Origin of the sequence: Niallia circulans NBRC 13626, assembly GCF_001591585.1 — a bacterium.
GTDB classification, from domain to species: Bacteria; Bacillota; Bacilli; order Bacillales; family Cytobacillaceae; genus Niallia; species Niallia circulans.
This window is the reverse complement of record NZ_BCVE01000024.1, coordinates 1-22,125: the sequence shown is the minus strand read 5'-3', so window position 1 is coordinate 22,125 and position 22,125 is coordinate 1. Positions and strand designations below refer to the sequence as shown.

Annotated in this window: 17 protein-coding genes and 1 pseudogene; all 18 read left to right on the top strand. The window is 37.0% G+C overall.

Annotation, left to right across the window (positions count from 1 at the left end):
• The first annotated feature begins 183 nt into the window (after positions 1-183).
• On the top strand, positions 184-1,353 hold the full coding sequence (locus tag BCI01S_RS20820) for an extracellular solute-binding protein (RefSeq protein ID WP_061800930.1): 1,170 nt from the start codon (positions 184-186) through the stop codon (positions 1,351-1,353).
• A gap of 58 nt (positions 1,354-1,411) precedes the next feature.
• Positions 1,412-2,542: an ABC transporter ATP-binding protein gene (locus BCI01S_RS20815; protein WP_061800929.1), complete on the top strand. Its 1,131-nt coding sequence runs from the start codon at positions 1,412-1,414 to the stop codon at positions 2,540-2,542.
• A 4-nt stretch (positions 2,543-2,546) separates the two neighbouring features.
• Positions 2,547-3,410 (top strand): ABC transporter permease, encoded by an 864-nt coding sequence (locus BCI01S_RS20810; protein ID WP_061800928.1) that lies wholly within the window; start codon positions 2,547-2,549, stop codon positions 3,408-3,410.
• 17 nt (positions 3,411-3,427) lie between these two features.
• Positions 3,428-4,321 (top strand): ABC transporter permease, encoded by an 894-nt coding sequence (locus BCI01S_RS20805; protein ID WP_047943901.1) that lies wholly within the window; start codon positions 3,428-3,430, stop codon positions 4,319-4,321.
• 186 nt (positions 4,322-4,507) lie between these two features.
• Positions 4,508-5,662 (top strand): Gfo/Idh/MocA family protein, encoded by a 1,155-nt coding sequence (locus BCI01S_RS20800; protein ID WP_061800927.1) that lies wholly within the window; start codon positions 4,508-4,510, stop codon positions 5,660-5,662.
• A 19-nt stretch (positions 5,663-5,681) separates the two neighbouring features.
• A pseudogene (locus BCI01S_RS20795) lies at positions 5,682-5,849 on the top strand (Gfo/Idh/MocA family protein); the annotation flags it as partial.
• A gap of 774 nt (positions 5,850-6,623) precedes the next feature.
• Complete coding sequence (locus BCI01S_RS20790) at positions 6,624-7,556, top strand: Gfo/Idh/MocA family protein (protein WP_082138410.1); 933 nt, start codon at positions 6,624-6,626, stop codon at positions 7,554-7,556.
• A 410-nt stretch (positions 7,557-7,966) separates the two neighbouring features.
• Entirely contained in the window at positions 7,967-10,486 is a 2,520-nt protein-coding gene (gene secA, locus BCI01S_RS20785; RefSeq protein ID WP_047943904.1) for a preprotein translocase subunit SecA, read from the top strand.
• 329 nt (positions 10,487-10,815) lie between these two features.
• A protein-coding gene (gene prfB / locus BCI01S_RS20780; RefSeq protein WP_123258225.1) for a peptide chain release factor 2 occupies positions 10,816-11,920 on the top strand; the annotation gives its coding sequence in 2 pieces (ribosomal slippage) (positions 10,816-10,887 and positions 10,889-11,920; 1,104 coding nt in all).
• 243 nt (positions 11,921-12,163) lie between these two features.
• Complete coding sequence (locus BCI01S_RS20775; RefSeq protein WP_047943905.1) at positions 12,164-13,147, top strand: glycosyltransferase family 2 protein; 984 nt, start codon at positions 12,164-12,166, stop codon at positions 13,145-13,147.
• Entirely contained in the window at positions 13,144-13,572 is a 429-nt protein-coding gene (locus BCI01S_RS20770) for a GtrA family protein (RefSeq protein ID WP_061800926.1), read from the top strand. Before BCI01S_RS20775 ends, BCI01S_RS20770 begins: the two co-directional genes overlap by 4 nt.
• Positions 13,569-15,254: a DUF6044 family protein gene (locus BCI01S_RS20765; protein WP_061800925.1), complete on the top strand. Its 1,686-nt coding sequence runs from the start codon at positions 13,569-13,571 to the stop codon at positions 15,252-15,254. Before BCI01S_RS20770 ends, BCI01S_RS20765 begins: the two co-directional genes overlap by 4 nt.
• A gap of 142 nt (positions 15,255-15,396) precedes the next feature.
• Positions 15,397-16,197 (top strand): undecaprenyl-diphosphate phosphatase, encoded by an 801-nt coding sequence (gene bacA, locus BCI01S_RS20760; RefSeq protein ID WP_061800924.1) that lies wholly within the window; start codon positions 15,397-15,399, stop codon positions 16,195-16,197.
• 408 nt (positions 16,198-16,605) lie between these two features.
• Positions 16,606-17,424 (top strand): YitT family protein, encoded by an 819-nt coding sequence (locus BCI01S_RS20755; protein WP_047943909.1) that lies wholly within the window; start codon positions 16,606-16,608, stop codon positions 17,422-17,424.
• 675 nt (positions 17,425-18,099) lie between these two features.
• A complete protein-coding gene (gene ftsE, locus BCI01S_RS20750; protein WP_047943910.1) occupies positions 18,100-18,786 on the top strand; it encodes a cell division ATP-binding protein FtsE in 687 nt (228 codons plus the stop codon).
• Positions 18,776-19,669, top strand: coding sequence for a permease-like cell division protein FtsX (ftsX, locus tag BCI01S_RS20745; protein WP_047943911.1), 894 nt, complete (start codon positions 18,776-18,778; stop codon positions 19,667-19,669). The genes ftsE and ftsX overlap by 11 nt, the downstream gene beginning before the upstream one ends.
• A 207-nt stretch (positions 19,670-19,876) precedes the next feature.
• Positions 19,877-21,277: a murein hydrolase activator EnvC family protein gene (locus BCI01S_RS20740; RefSeq protein ID WP_047943912.1), complete on the top strand. Its 1,401-nt coding sequence runs from the start codon at positions 19,877-19,879 to the stop codon at positions 21,275-21,277.
• Positions 21,278-21,520: 243 nt separating this feature from the next.
• Entirely contained in the window at positions 21,521-22,006 is a 486-nt protein-coding gene (gene tnpA, locus BCI01S_RS20735) for an IS200/IS605 family transposase (RefSeq protein WP_061800923.1), read from the top strand.
• Positions 22,007-22,125 lie beyond the last annotated feature (119 nt).

The following is a 22,125-nucleotide window of genomic DNA, read 5'->3' as shown; positions in this document are numbered from 1 at the left end:
ATAGAACGAATATCTTGAATTTGTATAATTGTAATCGCTTGCAATTATTTAAGCACTATACGGTGCCGTTGCTACTTAAAGGAGGTGGTTTTTAGAAGCAAAACAAAATACATCTTAGTCCAGTAACAATTCTGCATTTTTATTTGCGAGTATTAATAATACAGGAGAATTGGGGGGAATATTTTGAAAAAGCATAGATGGCTTTTTTTAACAATAATCATGACAATTAGTTTATTACTATCTGCATGCGGAGGAGCTGAAAAAAGTTCTGGAGGTAAAAACGGTAAAATAACGCTTACGATTTATTCGGCCGCTGGTGGAGATGAATACTATAAGGATATTGTTATACCGATGTTTGAAGAAGCAACAGATGGAAAATACAACGTGGAATATGGTCGAGGTACACCCCAAGAAGTAATCAACAAAATAAAAACGCAAGGTAAAAATGGAACCATTGATCTAGTGGTGACTGGTTTAGATGGTCTTCCACTTGGCATTAAAGAAGGCTTATGGGAAAAGATATTACCCGAATACTCAGAAGAGACTCATTCTGCAGAATGGAATGAAATTGGTCAGGAGTATATTGATAAATTCGAAGGCTATGGTGCACCAGTTACAACTGGTTCTGGTGGTCCTATCTTGATGTATAACACAAAAACAGTTAAAAACCCACCGAAAACATATGAAGAATTAAGAGAGTGGATTAAAGAAAATCCAGGAAAATTTACATACCCTGCAGTTCCATCTAGTGGTCCAGCACGAGGATTCTTCTTTGGTCTTATTCAAGCAATGGGAGAAGATTTAAATAACCCAAGCTCATTAGATAAAACGTGGAGTTATTTAGAAGAAATTGGAGAAACGATTGAATCCTACCCAGCAAAAACATCTGACTCGTTTGATCTTCTCTATGAGGGAGCAGTAGATATTGTACCGCACATCCCATTCTGGTATGCGGATAATAAAGCAATTAAAACTATCCCGCCGCATATTGAAGCTGTGAAATTGGAGGATGCCAAACAAGTTATCGATTCTCAATTTTATGTAATGGTAAAAGATTTACCAGAAGATCGCAAAAATGCTGCGCTCGAGTTTCTAAAGTTTGCTACATCGAAGGAAATACAGGCACAAGGATATGTTCGAGGCTTCCTTCCAGCAAATAGTCTAGCAACACCTGATATGCTAGAACCTAAATATCAAAAATCATATGAAACTCTCGTGGAAGCCGTAATGCCTGAGTTTAAAGAAGGCGACAAAATGAAAGTTCCAGACGGAGAATGGATACTATTCCCAGACTTAGAAGAGACCAATGAATTATACGGTCTTTGGGAAGAAAAAATTCAAGCACTCAAATAGGAAGTATTTTCCCTAGTCTCTTGTTTACTAGAGACTAGGGAGATAAGGAGGAATTAGTATGGAACAATCAGTATTGGCAAATACGGAGTCGGCAGTATCTAAAGCAGTCAAGAACACGACAAGTACAAAGGTTGAAATCAAGAATTTAACGAAACAATTTGGTGAATCAACAGCTGTGAATAATGCAAATTTGACAATTGAGAGCGGCGAATTTATGACATTCCTTGGTCCAAGCGGCTGTGGGAAAACAACTATTTTATCGATGGTATTAGGAACCCTTGAGCCGACTTCAGGAGATATTCTATTTAATGGCTCTCCGATTAATCATATTGCTATGAATAGGCGAGATATTGGCATGGTTTTTCAGAACTACGCATTATTTCCCCATATGACCGTTTCTCAAAACATCGCATTTGGTTTAGATATGCGCAAAGTAGAAAAAAAAGAAAAAAGGCGCAGAGTGCAAGAGGCGGTGGAGATGGTTCAGCTAAATGGGCTGGAAAATAGATTTATTAAAGAGTTAAGTGGAGGACAGCAGCAGCGTGTTGCCCTTGCAAGAGCACTAGTTATTCGTCCAAAGGTTCTATTATTAGATGAACCATTAAGTAATTTGGATGCAAAGCTTCGTAAAGATATGCGAATTCAAATAAAAAAAATTCATGATGAACTAGCGATCACCACTATTTATGTAACACATGATCAAGAAGAAGCATTGTCGCTTTCCACTAAAATAGCAGTAATGTCTAAAGGAGAAATTCAACAGCTAGGCACTCCTAAGGAAATTTTCGGAAAGCCTAAAAATCACTTTGTTGCCAATTTCTTAGGCTACGCTAACTTTATTAAAGGAATGATTGTCAGTAAAAATAATGATTACCTTATTTTTGAGTCAGATTCCAAGCTTCGTTTAGAGATAAAAGGAAATGGTCGCCACCAGGTAGGCGATAGTGTACTTCTAACAATTAAGCCAGAAATGATTGAAATTGTCTCAAATGATCGAATTGGAGCCAATGTAATAGAAGGGGAGATATTGGTTGGGGATTATGTTGGAAGCACTACTGGCTATGAAATTAAAATCAAAGATGGTTCTGTTTTGAAGACTAGTGTTTTAGGGCTGGATCCTTATACGGCACACCAAAAAGTAAAGCTTTATTTGAATCCCGATAAGATTATTATTTTGGATGAGGGGTGAAAACATGAATCAACAGGCAAAACCGAAAAAAAATGATTATTTAATGCTTCTCCCGAGTCTGCTCCCAGTACTTTTGATATTTGTTTATCCATTAATAAGAGGGATTATGATGACATTCCAAGAAAATGGAACCTCTAATTTCACGATGGGTAACTATATTGAGTTTTTTACAAACCCAGATTATTATCAAACCATTTTTCGAACACTTGCTTTAATTATTCCAGCAGCATTTCTGGAGTTATTTATTGCCTTCGCGATTACCTATTATATAAGAGGAAAGATGAGGGGCAAAGGAATAATAGCCGGATTAATTATTTTCCCCCTTACATTAGGCTCCTTAATTATTGATATGGCGATTATTTCATTTTTCAAGCCAACAGGCTGGTTCAACACGATTCTTTTACAAATTGGCCTGATTGATGAGCCAATCAGACTTGTCTATAACTATACTGGTGCATTTATTGCTTGTGTTATTTTGGGTGTGGCATTCCTTGCTACTAATTTCATTGGGATGATGGATTCCATTGATCCAAATTTAGAAAAAGCTTCCAGATCGCTTGGAGCCAGCGAATGGGTTACATTTAGACGAGTATTTTATCCACTTATTCGTGGTGGGGTTTTAAGAGTATTTGCTTTAAATATTATTATGCAGATTGGTGTGTATACTTCTGCTGTGATTGTAGGTAATCCTGCATCGGCAACCAGGACATTTGCTGTAGTTGCTTTCGAGGAAGCAATGCGAAACTTTAACTACAGTATGGCTAATACAGTTGCTGTAGTAATGGCAATTACGCAATTAGTAATTCTGGCAATTGTGTTTGCTTTACGTAAAAGAGGATTCGTCGGTTCAGCAAGTACATTTAAATAACAAAGAGGTGAAATGTAGTGAGAATTGTGGAGAATACCATTAAGGGTGGTATAAACAATCCTACGGAAGCAAGTGTACCTAAGAATAGTAAAGTGGCAGGATTACTAAAACTGCTCTATAAATTTCTAACATGGCTTTTAATAATAGTATGTATCACCTCCATTATTGGTATGACGATCGCTGTATTACTAACTGCCTTCGGAACAGAATGGTATGGTACTTTCCTTCCAGCAGGGTACACAGTGGACTGGTTTGTTCAGGCTTGGCAGGTTTATGAAATAGGTCACTTTTATAAAATAACTTTACAAATTGTTGTAACTGCGACCATTATATCATTGTTGCTAAGTATTCCAACTGCATATGTATTGGGGCGTAAGTCCTTTCCTTTTAAAGAAGGCTTGATTAGTTTCTTTCAGATGCCTTTTACCTTACCAGAACTTGTTTATGCCATACCTGTTGCTTCCATTTTTTATTCAACAGGTCTAGCGGAAACAATTCCTGGCTTAATATTAGTTAACTTAATTGTCGGTATTCCGTTTTCTGTTTTCATTTTGCTGCCATTTATGGAATCGCTGGATCCAAGATTGGAATGGGCTGCTGAATCCTTAGGTGCAACTAAATTTAAATTATTTAGTAGAATTGTTATCCCGCAATTAGTCCCTGGGTTAACGGCTTCTGCCATTAATATTTTCATTCGTATGTTTAGCACATTTACCATTATCCTATTAATCTCTGGACCGAAGACACAGACGCTAAGTGTTATGGTATTCAGTGTCCTTCAAGGAGCAGGTTCCCAGCCGCAGCCTATGCTTAATTCACTAGCATTAACATTAATGTTTCCATTATTGTTATTTGCTTTTATTAGTTTATGGATTTCCAGCTTTACCCAAAGACGGCTTGGTAAAAAATAAAATGATAATTCGCTGATGTCGAAAAAAATATTTATGTGAAATAGTCGCATAGAATTACTTAGAAGCATTTCAAACAAAGAAGACTGCTAGACTTATATGAAACGTAAAGAAGGTATTTCTAGGAGATTAACGATTCTAAATCTCTTTTAACAAGAATAAATAGATTAAGGAAAAGGAGAGGGTTTTGTGCTAAACGTAGCTATTATCGGTTCAGGAGCCATTTCATCTGCTCATATTGAAGCATATCAACAATTTCCTGAGCGCTGTAGGATTGTTGCCTTATGTGATTTGTATCCTGAAAAGGCAAAAAAACAGGCCGAGGAATTCCATTTGAATGCAACCGTGTACGAAGACTATCAAATGATGCTGGAGCGAACAGACATTGATTTAGTTTCGGTGTGTACGCCGCCTTATACTCATGCAAAAATTGCCATTGATTTTCTTGATGCTGGAAAAAATGTATTGGTGGAAAAACCAATGGCTTCTTCTTTAGAAGAGTGTGATGCCATGAATGCAGCGGCAGAAAGAAATAACAAGTTATTGTCCGTTATTTCGCAAAATCGTTTTCTAAGTCCAATGATGAAGTTAAAGAGCGTACTAGATACGAAAATGATGGGACCGATTGTCCATACACAGATTGATTCCTTCTGGTGGCGCGGGCATAGTTATTATGATTTATGGTGGCGAGGTACTTGGGAAAAAGAAGGCGGTGGTTGTACCTTAAATCATGCAGTCCATCATATTGATATTTTTAAATGGATGAATGGAATGCCAACAGAGGTAACTGCTGTGATGAGTAATGCCTCCCACGATAATGCAGAAGTTGAGGATATTTCTATTGCTATTTGCCGTTATGATGATGGCAGCCTTGCACAAATAACAAGCTCTGTTATCCATCATGGAGAAGAACAGCAGTTAATTTTTCAAGGGGAAAATGCTAGAGTCTCCGTACCATGGAAAGTAAAAGCGTCTAAATCAAAGGGAAATGGATTTCCAGAAGCGGATATAGAACTGGAAGAAAAAATTCAGCGCTATTATGAGCAGCTAGATGATATTCCATATGAAGGGCACCCTGGGCAAATCGATGATGTGTTAACAGCGTTGGAACAAGGAACAGCAGTGCTAGTAGATGGAGAACAAGGCAGACAAACACTTGAGCTTATTTCAGCAATCTATGAATCTGCGAGTACAGGGAAAACCATTAAGCTGCCATTAACAAAAGATAATTTATTCTACACAAGAGAAGGTACACAGACAAATGCAATTCATTTTTACGAAAAGAAAACAGCCATTGAAAATTTTGAAGATAATGATATTACGGTAGGCGGTAAATATGAGTAATATGAAGGAGGAGAAAAATGTGAATAAAAATGATGGAATGAATTATGCGCCGAAAGGTCAAGTAAATAAGGTAGTCGCAGAAGGGGAATTTCTGTTTGCTGCGATTGGCTTAGACCATGGGCATATCTATGGGATGTGTAATGGATTAATAGAAGCAGGCGGCACGTTAGTAGCTGTTTATGATCCAGGTGCGACACGTTTCTAACGGAAAAGGTTAGACACTAAGGTACTTTAATCACCTTAGGAGAACTAATTTCTCGATAGGTGGAATGAAGAGGTAACGCTCTGAAACGCCTACTCTAATACTCCGACATGCCATTTCTATGGTTAAATAGATTGGTATGAAGCTCGGTGAAGTCGGCAGAGAGATACCGTAAGTTGATAAGGGGCATTCCTTGTCAATCACGAAAGCTGTCTAGCGGTAGATGGTGTATCCTATATGCCGGGAGTCCATAAAGTATCTATGGTTAGAATGAATAGGGATATACTGACAAATCTCCGAATGTACGGTTCTAGACATAAATGCTGTAGAAATGCAGCAGGTGGCAAAATTGCGATCGTATGGGTGGGTAAGTAAGAATCTGGATTATGAAAGCCCATAGCTTGTTACAGGCAAGTTATACATACAGGACCATAGGAGAGACCTAAGGATATATGGGAAGGATAGAGAAATTGGAACGTGGAAAGCGGAAGGATGTGGAGGCATTAACCTGCTTATGAAGCAGTTCTGTATATAAAGGGGAATAACATAACCTATTAAAACAGATTAACCTTTCGTGAGAGTGGAGTCACAGTACCTATGAAACCATGATAATAAATGGGGGAGGGATAGGCTCTAGTTGGAAATTTCCAAGAATGCTAGATACATAATAAATAACACACGATTCTTTTGGAATTTTCAATGGAACGCCGTGTGAGGTGAAAGTCTCATGCACGGTGTGAAGTGGGGGAAAAGCTGGAGATGGCCTCAAAGGTTTACCTATCACTATATGATGAAAAAGTGCAAAAATTTATCCAAACCTATCCACAAGCAAGGGCAGCAGCGTCAGAAGAGGAAATCCTCCAAGATAAAACGATTCAGCTTGTAGCAAGTGCGAATATTCCAGTCCAGCGTGGTCCACTAGGGTTAAGAGTATTAGATGCTGGGAAACACTATTTTGTGGATAAACCTGCTTTTACTACAATGGCTCAAGTCGAGCAAGCAAAGCAAAAAGTAGCAGAGACTGGTCTAAGATGGGGAATTTATTATAGTGAACGATTACATGTAGAAAGTGCCGTATTTGCTGGTCAATTAATAGAAGAAGGAGCGATTGGCCGGGTTATTTCTGTAATGGGCACAGGGCCACATCGTGCTAATGTCAATAGCCGACCTGACTGGTTCTTTGATCCAGAGCAATATGGCGGAATTTTAACGGATATTGGCAGTCATCAAATCGAGCAATTTTTACATTATGCAAATGCGAAAAGTGCAAAAGTTCTCCATAGTACGGTTGCTAACTATCACTATAAGCAATACCCAGAATTTCAGGATTATGGGGATGCAACCTTGGTGGCAGATAATGGCGCTACCTTTTATTTCCGTGTCGATTGGTTTACTCCGGATGGGCTGGGCACTTGGGGAGATGGCCGTGTGACAATTATTGGGACAGAAGGCTATATTGAAGTCCGAAAGTATATTGATATAGCACGCAGCAAGGAGGGGAACCATTTATTTTTGGTAAATGGAGAAGGAGAAAAATACTATCAATTAAGCGGTAAAGTAGGCTATCCATTTTTCGGTCAATTTATTTTAGATTGCATAAATGGCACAGAAAATGCGATGACGCAGGAACATGCCTTTACTGCTGCGGCATTATGTATTGAAGCACAGGAAAAAGCGATAAAAATCGAATAGGTCTATTAAAAGATTGTTAGTGAATTGGCGATAGCCAAAACAAATAAAACGAGAGTGCAGAATAATATTCATGCCTCTCGTTTTATTTGTTTTGTGTCCGTCTGCTTGATAGAATGCTTTGTTTTACTAGGTATAAGTTGTCACGCTATTGTGGAAATGGTAAGATGTATAGATGATACTAGTTTCATTTTAAAGAAAAATGGGTATTTAGCGATCATTTTTCTTCTATAATATATAGTATTACGTCAATCTTATAGATAAATAATCAAAAAATGGATTTTAAAGGATGAAATCACAGGATAAGTTAACAAAGAAGACAAATATTTTTCATCTGTTTTTAATGAAAAAAAGATAGTCTTCCCTTTAACTAGTGCGATTTCTCATTATAATAGAAAAAGGAGCGTTTTTTAATGCTTGGAATTTTAAATAAAGTATTTGATCAAAACAAACGCGATATTAAAAAATTAACTAAAATTGCGGATAAGATTGAATTGCTTGCAGATGAAACGGCAGCATTATCGGATGAGCAATTAAAGGGAAAAACAGAAGAATTCAAGGCACGATTCCAAAAAGGGGAAACATTAGACGACTTATTGGTAGAAGCATTTGCAGTTGTTCGAGAAGCAGCAAAGCGTGTGCTTGGACTTTATCCATATCCTGTCCAGTTAATGGGGGGAGCCTCCCTTCATGACGGTAATATTTCAGAGATGAAAACAGGGGAAGGTAAAACGTTAACTGCGACAATGCCTGTATATTTAAATGCTCTCTCTGGCAAAGGGGTCCATGTTGTTACAGTCAACGAATATCTTGCTACTCGTGATGCGGCAGAAATGGGACAATTATATAATTTTCTTGGTTTAACCGTGGGCCTTAACTTAAATGGCCTTTCAAGAGAAGATAAGCAAGCTGCGTATAATGCAGATATTACTTATGGAACAAATAATGAGTTTGGTTTTGACTATTTGCGTGATAACATGGTTCTTTATAATGAGCAGAAGGTACAAAGACCATTGTATTATGCCGTAATCGATGAAGTCGATTCTATTTTAATTGATGAAGCACGTACACCGCTTATCATTTCCGGTTCTGCGCAAAAATCAACACAGCTGTACGTTCGTGCCAACATTTTTGTCAGCAGCTTAAAACCAGAAAAAGATTATACGTATGATGAAAAAACAAAGGGTGTTCAATTAACAGAAGAAGGAATGTCCAAAGCAGAGCGTGTATTCCAAATTGAAAACCTCTTTGATGTTTCCAATGTTGCGATTAATCATCATATTACCCAAGCGTTAAAAGCCCATGCAAGTATGCATAAGGATGTAGACTATGTGGTTCAAGATGGTGAAATTGTCATTGTTGACCAATTTACAGGTCGTCTGATGAAAGGTCGCCGCTACAGCGATGGTTTGCATCAAGCAATTGAAGCAAAGGAAAACTTAGAGATTCAAAATGAAAGTATGACCCTTGCAACCATCACATTCCAAAACTATTTCCGTATGTACGAAAAGCTTGCAGGGATGACTGGTACAGCGAAAACAGAAGAAGAAGAATTCCGCAACATTTATAATATGAATGTTGTTGTTATTCCAACAAACCGTGAGATCGTTCGTGATGACCGCGCAGATTTAATCTATGCTTCTATGGATGGGAAATTTAGAGCAGTAGTGGAGGACATTGCAGAGCGCCACAAAAAAGGCCAACCGGTACTTGTCGGTACAGTTGCGATTGAAACGTCTGAAATTATTTCTAAATATTTGACGAAAAAGGGCATTCCACATAATGTCTTGAACGCGAAAAACCATGAAAGAGAAGCGGAAATCATTGCAACTGCCGGAGAACAAGGTTCCGTGACAATCGCAACGAATATGGCAGGTCGTGGTACGGATATTAAACTTGGTGAAGGTGTAAAAGAATTAGGCGGATTAGCCGTTATCGGTACAGAGCGTCATGAAAGTAGACGTATTGATAATCAGCTTCGTGGTCGTTCTGGTCGTCAAGGAGATCCAGGGGTTACACAATTCTATCTTTCGATGGAAGATGAATTGATGCGCCGTTTTGGCTCCGATAATATGAAAAATATGATGACAAGACTAGGCATGGATGATTCTCAGCCAATTCAAAGTAAAATGGTCTCTCGTGCTGTAGAATCTGCCCAAAAACGTGTTGAAGGAAATAACTTTGACTCACGTAAGCAATTGCTGCAATACGATGATGTTCTTCGTCAACAACGTGAGATTATCTACTCACAACGTAACGAAGTATTAACTTCGGAAAATCTGCGCTCTATTGTAGAAAATATGATTAAATCATCATTAGAGAGAAATATCCAAGCGCATACTCCAGATAATGCTGATAGAGAAAGCTGGGATTTACAGGCGATCGTGGATTATGTAAATGGAAATCTTCTTAACGAAGGCGAAGTAGAAGTAAGTGATCTTCGCGGAAAAGAAGGCGATGAAATTGTTGAATTTATTTTCGCGAAAGTACTACAAAGCTATGATGAGAAAGAAGAGAAGCTTTCTCCTGAGCAAATGCGCGAATTTGAAAAAGTTATCGTGCTCCGTGCAGTAGACAGCAAGTGGATTGACCATATCGACCAAATGGATCAGTTACGCCAAGGTATTCACCTTCGTGCCTATGGACAAATCGATCCGCTTCGTGAATATCAATCAGAAGGTTTTGCTATGTTTGAAGCAATGGTTATTGCCATTGAAGAAGATGTCGCTAAATATATCATGAAAGCAGAAATCCGCAATAATCTGGAAAGGGAAGAAGTGGCAAAAGGCCAAGCAGTAAACCCGAAAGAAGAAGGCGGCGACAAGAAACCAAAGAAAAAGCCAGCAGTAAAACAACTAGATATCGGACGTAACGCACCATGCTTCTGTGGAAGCGGCAAGAAATATAAAAATTGCCATGGAGCAAATTTATAATAGAATTTCGTGAGCAGCCTATCTTTCCTTTTAAGGAAGGATAGGTTTTTTTAATTGGCTTTGGTTTGCGGAGCAAGTTTGTAGGGGGAAAAGGAGAGTCATAAAAGTTTGGGGAGTCGCAAATAAAGTGAGAAGAGTCGCAAGTAATGCAGAAGAATCCGCAAGCATATTGAATAAAAACCGCAACTAATCCTCTCTCACCGCCGGTAAAATCATTATCCACCATGAAATTAACAGGAAAACATGCATTTTTTTTCAAAAAGCCATATAATACATAAAGGAAGTAGTAAACTACCTAGAACTATAATTTATATAAAAGGGTGACATGAATGGAATTAGCAGATATTCGCAATGAGTTAGAAAAGATAAATGTAACACTAGAAAACTTTAGGGGGTCTCTTTGACTTAGAAAACAAAGAGGCGCGTATTGCTATGTTAGAAGATGATATGCTTCATCCTGATTTCTGGAATGATCAGCAGGCTGCTCAGACCGTGATTTCAGAAAGCAATGCATTAAAAGATCAAGTTCATGAGTTTTATAAATTAGTGGAGACTTTTGAAAACCTTGAGTTAACATATGAATTGGTGAAAGAGGAAGACGATGCTGAACTTCGTGCGGAGTTGGAAGAGGAGCTTACAGAATTAGTCGGTCGTTTAAGTCAGTTCGAGTTAAATTTATTATTAAGTGGACCATATGATAAAAACAATGCCATCTTGGAACTTCATCCAGGAGCTGGTGGAACAGAGTCTCAAGACTGGGGCAGTATGCTTTTACGTATGTATACAAGATATGCAGAGAAAAAAGGCTTCAAGGTGGAAACTTTGGACTATTTGCCAGGGGATGAAGCTGGGATTAAAAGTGTAACATTGGCGATTAAAGGCCATAACGCTTATGGATACTTAAAAGCAGAAAAAGGGGTACACCGTTTAGTTCGTATTTCCCCGTTTGATTCATCGGGGCGCAGACATACAAGCTTTGTATCTTGTGATGTAATGCCTGAGTTTAATGATGAAATTGAAATCGAAGTTCGTACAGAAGATTTAAAAATTGATACGTACCGTGCAAGTGGAGCGGGTGGTCAGCATATTAACACCACGGACTCTGCTGTACGTATTACACATATCCCAACAGGGGTTGTTGTTTCCTGTCAAACAGAACGTTCCCAAATTAAAAACAGAGAAACAGCCATGAAGATGTTAAAAGCGAAATTATATCAACGCAAAATTGAAGAGCAGGAAGAGAAGCTTGCAGAAATCCGCGGTGAACAAAAAGAAATTGGGTGGGGAAGCCAAATCCGATCTTATGTTTTCCATCCATATTCTATGGTGAAAGATCACCGCACCAATACAGAGGTCGGGAATACACAATCTGTTATGGATGGTGATCTTGATATCTTTATTAATGCTTATCTTCGTTCAAAAATTAATGCCTAATAAATGGAGTCAAATTCGGAATAGATTAGTGTGTGCTAATCTATCCTAGAATTTGGCTTTTTTATTGGAATTTCAGGAAAATGTATCCGTTATCACTAGCATTTCACTATTTTTTACATATTTTTCATATAATTTTTTCCAATTTATGAAACTATTCTACAGTTTTATCGTCTTACTTAAGTGGGATAATTTAAAAGGGATATTTGGTTTGAGCAATAAACGGAAAGAAAAGAGGTAGTACAAATGCAAAAAACAATATTAACCATTGCAGTACCATGTTTCAATGAGGAAGAGGTATTTGAGCAGACAATGGGGAATTTACGTACTGTTTTGCGCGATTTAATGGAAGAAAATTTAATCAGTGAACAAAGCCAATTATTGTTTATTGATGATGGCAGTAAAGATGCGACATGGGAGAAAATAGAAAATGCTACTTTGTTTGACCCGTTAGTTAGTGGAATTAAGCTATCTAGAAATTTTGGTCATCAGCGGGCATTATTAGCTGGTTTAGAGGAGGCTGTGAAGTTTTCAGATTGTGTAATAAGCATCGATGCTGACCTTCAAGATGACACGAGTGTAATCAGAGATTTCATAATAGAGTATTTAAAAGGCAATGAGATAGTTTATGGGGTAAGAAGTAAGAGAGAAACAGATACTTTTTTCAAAAGAAATACTGCCCAGGGCTTTTATCGTTTAATGGAGAAAATGGGATTATCCCTTGTTTATAACCATGCTGACTACCGATTGTTAAGTAAAAGAGCGATTGAGGAAATGCTGCGCTTTAAAGAGTCTAACTTATTTTTAAGAGGGATTGTCCCTTTACTAGGCTTTAAATCAACAAAGGTTTATTATGAGCGAAAGGAACGAGCGGCAGGAGAATCCAAATATCCGTTCCGTAAGATGATTGCTTTTGCTTTAGATGGAATCACTTCTTTTAGTGTCAAGCCAATCCGTCTTATTACCATACTAGGTTTCTTATTTTCTGTTATTAGCGTATTTGCTGGTGTATATGCCATCGTCCAAAAATTTATGGGGCATACAGAATCGGGATGGACTTCTATAATGATTTCTGTTTGGCTGCTTGGTGGATTAATGCTTATGAGTATCGGTTTAATCGGTGAGTACATAGGAAAAATTTATGAAGAAGTGAAGCAGCGGCCACGTTATATTATTGAAAGCAACCTATGCAAAAAAATAGAAAATAGATCAAAGGTACAATCTAGATGAAGGATAAATCATTTCTTATATTTTTAGTAGTTGGTCTTATGAATACTTTTATTGGTTTAACGATGATTTATTTATGCTTAAACGCCTTTCATTTCGACTATTGGGCCGCAACTTTTATCGGTAATGCTGTAGGAGCATGTGTGAGCTACTTTTTAAATAAGCGATTTACATTCAAAAGCAATGCCGCTCTAGGAAGCAGTGGACTTCGCTTTATTGCCGTAATTTTAGCCTCTTATCTGCTGGCATATAAAGCTGGGTTAGTGCTGGTTGAAGTGCTGCTTGGTGAATGGAACATTTTCGCTTCCTATACAGATGAAATCGCCGTTCTGTTTGGAAGTGGCTTCTATACCTTGTTAAATTATGCTGGACAAAAATATTTTGTTTTTCCAAAAAGATATCAACAAAATGCTAGGAGCGTCAAATGAATTATCTAAAAAGAGAAAGAACGTTTTTTTATATAGCAATTGCCATTATTTTCGTATGGGTACTTCCTTATTTTGTGTTAAATGAAGATGCACATATGCGTGTGCATGATAATCTAGATTCTAATTTGGGCTGGTATGAGGTGATGAAAGATAACGGAATTGCCTTCTCGCCATTACATACACCAGTGGAACAAATTATGAATGGGGAATTTTTGAGAGACACCTATTATTCAGAGTATTATGCAATGGTGTTTCTATTTCAATTCTTGCCACCTGTTATTGCCTATGGCCTTTGCCAAGCAATAACACATTTTGTTGCTTTTATTGGCATGTATCTATTATTGAAAAAATATGTGATGAAAGAAGAGCATAATAAAGCTTATATCCTAACTATTGGGGTGGCGCTTGCCTTTAGCTTAACACCTTATTGGCCATCAGGAATGCTTAGTATTCTTGGAATGCCTCTTGCTTTATGGAGTATGCTGAATATTTATAAGGGGGAAAGAAGCTGGAAAGATCTAGCTGTTTTAACGCTGCTTCCTTTCTTTTCCACCTTTGTGATCGGCTTTTTCTATTTCCTAGCTGCTCTGGGGTTGTTCTGGCTATATGACTTCGTGCGGAATAAAAAAAGCAACTGGCCATTATTTTTCGCCATTTTGTATATGACAATGGTTTATTTGGCAATCGATTATCGTCTTGTTGTTTCGATGATTGCCCCGATATCCGATGAATTAACGAACAGAGATGTATTTTACCAGTCAAAGTTGAATTTTGTACAAACCTTAAAGCTTGTAGGTAAAAATTATGTATACAGTCATAATCAAGATAGAACTATTCACCAATTTATTATTTTACCGGTGACTTTAATTGGATTACTCTTTGTTCTTTTGAAAAAACAGTGGCGAGAAAATAAACTATACATCGGTCTTCACCTATTGAATATTGTCTTATCCACATGGTATGCTTTTTGGTTTTTTGAAGGCTGGCAGCCATTAAAAGAGAAGTTTGGTATTTTAACAAGCTTCAATTTTGCGCGCTTCCATTATCTGCGCCCAATGATTATTTATGTTTTATTTGCTCTTACCTTAAAAATGTTATGGAAGTACCGTAACATGGGCCGAAAGTTAGTCTATGTGCTGATTATTGGTCAATTACTTGTTTTAGTACCGACAAATGAACAAATCATGTACAAAAATCAACCAAGCTATAAAGCATACTTTGCTACAGAACAGTTTACTGACATAAAGAAATATATTGGAAAACCGCTCGACCAATATAGAGTAGTGAGCATCGGCATCCATCCGAATATTGCACAATACAATGGCTTGTATACTCTTGATTCTTATAGCAATATTTATCCACTAGATTACAAGCTTCAATTCAGGAAAATAATAGAGCCAGAGCTTAATAAAAATAAAGCATTGAGAACCTACTATGATGACTGGGGTGGAAGATGTTATATTTTCGTCGATGAATTGGGTAAGAATTATCAATACTCGAAGCGGTCCAATAAAGAAATCAATCATTTACAACTAAATGTTGAGGCGTTGAAAGAGATGGGTGGCCAATATATTCTCTCAGCCGTTCCGATAAATAATGCAGCAGAAACTAATCTCACTTTTATGAAGGACTTCGAATCCAAAAATAGCAATTGGCATATTTATTTATATAAAGTGATGTAAAAGAATGTCTGACTTCTCGTTATCAAGAAGAAGTCAGGCATTTTTTTATTTTTGATTCTAGATAGGAATTTAAAAAAATATATTAAAATGGACAGGCGTTAATAAGCATTTTTACACATACCTTTCTTATAGGAGGAGCTTCATGGAGATTATGATTGCTATTATATTAGGAATAGTGGAAGGATTAACCGAGTTTGCACCTGTTTCATCAACGGGACATCTTATATTGGTAGCACATTTACTGGAATTCACAGGGGAAAAAGCAAAAACATTTGAGATTATTATTCAACTAGGAAGCATTCTTGCTGTTGTATTTGTATTTTGGAGACGAATTTTAAGTATTCTTGGAATAAAAAAATGGCAGGCAGAAGAGGATGTTGGGACATTAAGTATTTTTCATATCGCAATTGGCATTATCCCGTTTGGGGTAGGTGGCATCCTGTTCTATGATTTTATTAAGGAAGTGCTTTTTCGGTCAGGAACGGTCGTGATCACCCTTATAATTGGCGGCTTACTGATGCTTGTAGCCGAGAAATGGAAGCCCCGTAGCCCTACAGCAGAAACACTCGATCAGGTTACGTATCAGCAAGCCTTTACAGTTGGAATGTTTCAGTGTTTTGCGTTAGTACCAGGATTTTCTCGTTCTGGAGCGACTTTATCTGGCGGAATTCTTGCTGGTATGAGCCATAAAGCAGCATCTGAATTTACATTTATTATGGCCATTCCTATTATGGCAGCAGCAACAGGAAAAGACTTATTCGAAAGCTGGAACTATTTATCCCCACAGGATCTTCCTCTTTTCTTGACTGGATTTATCACTGCTTTTGTTGTTGCATTATTAGCAATCAAATTCTTTTTGAAACTGATCAATAAAATTAAACTTGCACCCTTTGCCTATTATCGTTTTGTACTTGCCTTCCTCTTTTGGATTTTTATTTTATAAGCTTGGAAGAAAGGCCTCGCAGTACTTTTGTTGTGAGGTCCCATTTTTCTATCCAAACTGTTCGTAAAGGTCTGTTTAGTTTCATACAGAAATACGGCAAATAACAAAACCCCTCTGAAGAAGATTTTCATTATTTCATCGCTTTACCACGCTAATTTGCCACCATTTACACTTCAAATAATAGATGATATACTCTCTGCTTGGAAGAATCATTTTGTTTTTTAGAAGCAGAAAACTGGGGAAATGCACATCGCTTCCTCTTTTTTATGTGGATTTTTTCTATAGAATAAGCTGAATAGTAAAACCATGTCATATTCTTGATTATACTTTTTAACATAAAAAAGATTGTCGAATACGAACACCAAGTAAATATGACATAAACTGACAAGAAAATAGAGGTGTAAAAAAATGAAATGGCGCGAATATATTTATGTGCTAATAGGGTCGGCTATTGTCGCTTTATCCTTTAATTTATTTTTATTACCTAATAATATTGCATCTGGCGGTGTAAGTGGAATAAGCACTATTACGAAGGCGGTATTCAAGTGGGAGCCAGCCTATGTACAGTGGGCCTTTAATATTCCATTATTTGTGTTAGGGGTTATATTATTAGGAAGAAACTTTGGAGTGAAAACATTAATAGGTACCGTATTTTTGCCATTTGTTGTGTATCTCTCTAGAGGATTGGAGCCATGGACCAATGAACCTTTATTAGCTGCGATATATGGCGGAATCGGTATTGGCCTGGGGATTGGTATTGTTTTTAGAGGCAAAGCATCTACTGGCGGCACAGATTTAGCCGCACAAATTATCAACAAATATACAGGCATTTCGTTAGGAAAGTGTGTAGCTCTGATCGATGGCGTAATCGTCATCACCGCTTCTATCGTCTTCAGTATTGAACAAGGTTTATATGCTTTAATTGCCCTATTTGTAACGAGCAAAACCATTGATTTGGTTCAAGTGGGCTTTGGCAGTTCCAAAATGACTTTAATCATTACAGATAAGCAAGAAGAAGTAAGAGAAGGGATTTTAAATAAGATTGATCGTGGCGTAACAAGATTAACAGCGCATGGTGGTTATACAGATTCAGAAAGACCTGTTTTAATGTGTGTCGTAGACCAATCTCAATTTATCAAGCTCAAGCAATTAGTACAATCAATCGATGAAACAGCTTTTGTTGTTGTAACAGACGCTTCAGAGGTTCTCGGGAGAGGGTTTAAATAAATAGTAAATGAGAGTATCTTTTTTAGATTTGATTCGTGAAATAGGAATTGGAGTAAAAAAGATATTTTTTTATGTTGATTTTAACAGAGAAAGGGAAAAAAGCTGACCTGTTTTTGTCGAATTTTTCTTTTTGCTCCTATAAAAGCAGACAAAATTAATTTTATGAACTTTTTTGCCGCCTAAAAGCATCCCTTCATTATGTAAATACTGGATATATTAATGTGTATTTTTAGGTATATAATACTATTTATCAAGGAGAATTACAAAAATAAAGGGGAAATAGGTCGATTTGTAGTACTATATTAATAGGAAATGCTGGTATGTGCTGAAATCAATAGTACTTTATGTTATGTTTGAAAAGAAAATGTAATAATTTTTTACATTAATTTGTCGTATTATGATGATATAATAATTTAAGTAAGAAAAGGAACAACCTGCAGAGATTGCAGATTGTCACTTTTAGTCGGTTGAAACTTGTCGAATTTTGGTTTTTGAATCATATGGAAAAGTGGAAGGAATAAGTGAAAGAAATAAAACTTATTGCTAGGGGATAAATTCATAAACCAAATCACTCCTATCATAACTCTTCAGTGATTCGTTTATGTTTTCAAACTTATATATACCTTCTTCGCTTTTCAATAATCCATACAAAAAATAATTCAGGTGTGATAATAGATGATAGAAATGAAAAATGTAATGAAGAAGTATGCGAACGGTGTAATAGCCGCTAATGGAATAAATGTTAGGATTAATCAAGGTGAATTTGTTTATGTAGTAGGACCAAGTGGTGCAGGGAAGTCTACGTTCATTAAAATGATGTATCGTGAGGAAAAGCCCACACAAGGAAGTATTCGAATAAATGGTATTAATTTAGAAAAATTAAAAGATAAGAAAGTTCCGTTATTAAGAAGAAACATGGGAGTTGTCTTTCAAGATTTTAAACTTCTTCCCACGTTAACTGTTTTTGAAAATGTGGCTTTTGCATTAGAAGTTATTGAAGAAAACCCAAAAAATATAAAGAAAAAAGTCATGGATACTTTAGAGCTAGTTGGATTAAAGCATAAGGCAAGAATGCTGCCAACAGAATTATCTGGAGGAGAGCAGCAGCGTGTTTCGCTTGCACGCTCGATCGTTAATTCTCCTAAACTGGTAATTGCAGATGAACCTACAGGTAATCTGGATCCCGAAACGTCATGGGATATTATGAATATTTTTGAAACGATAAATAATAGAGGAACAACCATTGTAATGGCAACACATAATCGTGAAATTGTTAACACGATTAAGCATCGTGTTATTGCTATTGAGGGCGGCAGAATTGTAAGGGACGAAACGAGAGGTGAATACGGCTATGAAGGCTAGAACAGTAGCGAGACATACAAGAGAAAGTTTTAAAAGCCTTCTTCGTAATGGTTGGATGACATTTGCCTCTGTCAGTGCGGTAACGATCACATTAATTCTTGTTGGTGTTTTTTTCGTTATTATGATGAATTTAAATCATGTAGCGACTTCCATTGAAGAAAATGTAGAGATCAGAGTGCATATTGATGTGGCAGCAACGAAAGAAGAGAAAAGCGCTCTAGAAGAAGAAATTAAGGGGATTCCTGAAGTTGGTAGTGTTATCTTCTCACCTAAAGGAGAAGAACTGGACAACTTAATCACTAGTCTAGGAGAAGATGGGGATGCCTTTAAACTTTTTGAACAGGATAACCCGTTGAATGACGTATTTGTGGTGAAAACAAAAGATCCGGAGGATACATTAGCTGTAGTAAAGAAGATTGAGAAATTTGAACATGTTGCAAAAGTAAGGTATGGACAAGGCACGGTTGAAAAGTTGTTTAGCGCAATTAATTTGAGTAGAAACGTAGGAATTGTCCTGATTATTGGATTGCTATTTACAGCGATGTTCCTAATCTCTAATACAATTAAGATTACAATTGTAGCAAGAAGAAAAGAAATTGAAATTATGCGTTTAGTAGGAGCGACTAACTGGTTCATCCGCTGGCCATTTTTCTTAGAAGGTATGTGGCTGGGCCTATTAGGGTCGATTATCCCGATAGCTGCAGTTAGCGCAATATATTACTATGCATATCAGTTCTTAATTGCAAAATTAGCAGGAAGCTATATTAAAATTCTGGATTATACTCCATTTGTATTCCAAGTATCCGGATTACTTCTAGTAATGGGAGCGGTGATTGGAATATGGGGTTCCGTAATGAGTATCCGCAAGTTTTTAAGAGTGTAAAGTAGTTGTCGTTAAATAAATTAGTCTTATGGTCAATAGCTTGAAGAGCGAGAACTACAGTGCTTCAAGCTATTATATTGGAAAAAATGCTGTTTTCTAAAGATTTGTTGGCTATTGTTTAGACTTGGGGATTAAGTAATAAAAAAGAGAGAAAGCATCAGGTTTACCAACTTTACGATTGGTATACGGGGGAGGAGCTTGTACTAAATGAAAAAGAAACTAGCAAAATTAACACTTGTATCTACACTAAGTGTAAGTAGTATGATCGCTTATACATCTATTACGGCATCACCAGTATCTGCCCAAGGTTCACTCAGTGAATTGAATAAGGAAAAAAGTAATATTGAAAATAAACATAGTAACGTAAAGAAAAAACTAGATGATTCATCCAATAAATTAGATGATATCCATTCTAAACAAGATTCAGTAGAAACAGAGATTAAAAGAATAAATACTTCTATCTCTAGTACACAAGTCAAAATTACAGAGAAAAAAGAACAAATTTCCACTACGAAAGAAGAAGTAAAAAAATTAGAGAAGCAAATTGAAGAAGTAACAGCAAGAATTGAAAAAAGAAATGAATTATTGAAGGAACGTGCAAGATCTTATCAACAAACGGGTGGTATGGTTAATTACCTAGATGTGTTAATGGGTTCGCAAAGCATCAGTGATTTTATTGATAGAGTTGGTGCAGTAGCAACAATCGTAGAAGCTGATCAAACAATCATTAAAGAACAAGAAGCAGATAAAAAGTTATTGGAACAATCCAAAGCTGAGCTAAAGTCAAAATTAAATGCACTTGAAACCATGCTTGCTGATCTTGAATCACTGAGTTCCCAATTGAACGCAGAGAAAAAAGAAAAAGATAAATTAATGGCTCAATTGGAAAAAGAAGAAAATCATGTTCATGCAGAAATGCTCTCTTTAGAAGAGGAAGAACAGCTATTGAAGGATCAACAAGTGGCGATGGAAAAAGCAATCAAGTTAGAGAAGGAAAGACAAGCTGAATTAGCAAGACAAGCAGCAGAAGCAGAAAAACAACGAAAAGCAGCAGAAGCAAAGGCAGCGGCTGAAAGAGCTGCAGCGCAAAAGCAAGCGGCTAATAATACAAAAGCTACTTCTCAAGCAGCTTCAAAAACAACTGCTTCATCTAATAGCGGAAGCAATTCTCCTGCATCCAAGCCAAAAACTTCTGTATCATCTGGCAGCTTTACCCGTCCAGCAGGTGGAGGATATTTATCTTCAGGGCTAGGTCATCGCTGGGGGACTTTCCATGCAGGTGTTGATATTGCAGCGACTGGAACAGTTCCAATATACGCAGCTGCTGATGGAGTAGTTATTAGATCATATCCTTCAAGCAGTTATGGACAAGTTATTTTTATTAGTCATTATATTAATGGTCAACAATACACAACAGTGTATGCACATATGAGAGAAGGCAGCCGTTTAGTAAATGCAGGTGATGTCGTTTCTAAAGGACAACAAATCGGTACAATGGGTAATACAGGTGATTCTACTGGTCAGCATTTACATTTCGAATTGCATAAAGGACCTTGGAATCAAGCGAAATCCAATGCTATTAACCCAGTTGGAATTGTTCCATTGTAATAGAATAGTATAGTATTAGTTTATCCGAAATAAGGAGAGTTAAACCTAATCTCTTTGTTCTCCTAAACCTGACTTTATGGCGTTCATTTTAAATGAACGCCATTGTTTTTTATAGAAAAGAAAACCCTGGGCTATGCCTAGGGTTCCAAAAAGCTTACAGCGTGGTATTAAAAAAACTTCCTCGTGGTGCTAAAATATTTTTTGGTTCGCCAACCGAAAATAAATAGCCAGGAGGAAGTCCTTATGTCAAAAGACAATAATAGTTTAGCACACACAACTTGGAATTGTAAGTATCACATAGTATTTGCACCAAAATATAGAAGACAAATAATTTACGGGAAAATAAAGAAAGATATTGGGCAAATCTTACGTACCTTGTGTGAGAGGAAAGGTGTGGAGATAATAGAAGCAACTGCGTGTAAGGATCACGTACATATGTTAGTGAGTATTCCGCCAAAATTAAGTGTATCAGCATTCGTAGGATATCTAAAAGGAAAAAGTAGCTTGATGATATTTGATAGACATGCACAACTGAAATATAAGTATGGAAATCGAAAATTTTGGTGTACAGGATATTATGTAGATACGGTAGGAAGAAACAAGAAGGTAATTGAAGAATATATCCGTAATCAAATACAAGATGATCTAGTCGCAGAACAATTAACGATTATGGAATATATTGATCCATTTACAGGGGAAGAAGTGAAGAAAAAGAAACGAAAAAATTAGGAGAGAAGGCCTTTGAGGTCTGGCCAGTAGAAGTAGTACAATTGGCGAACCTTTCAGTAGCCCTTTAGGGTTGGTCAGTAACAAAGGCTTTCAGCCGCAGAGAAAACCACCCGTTCTCA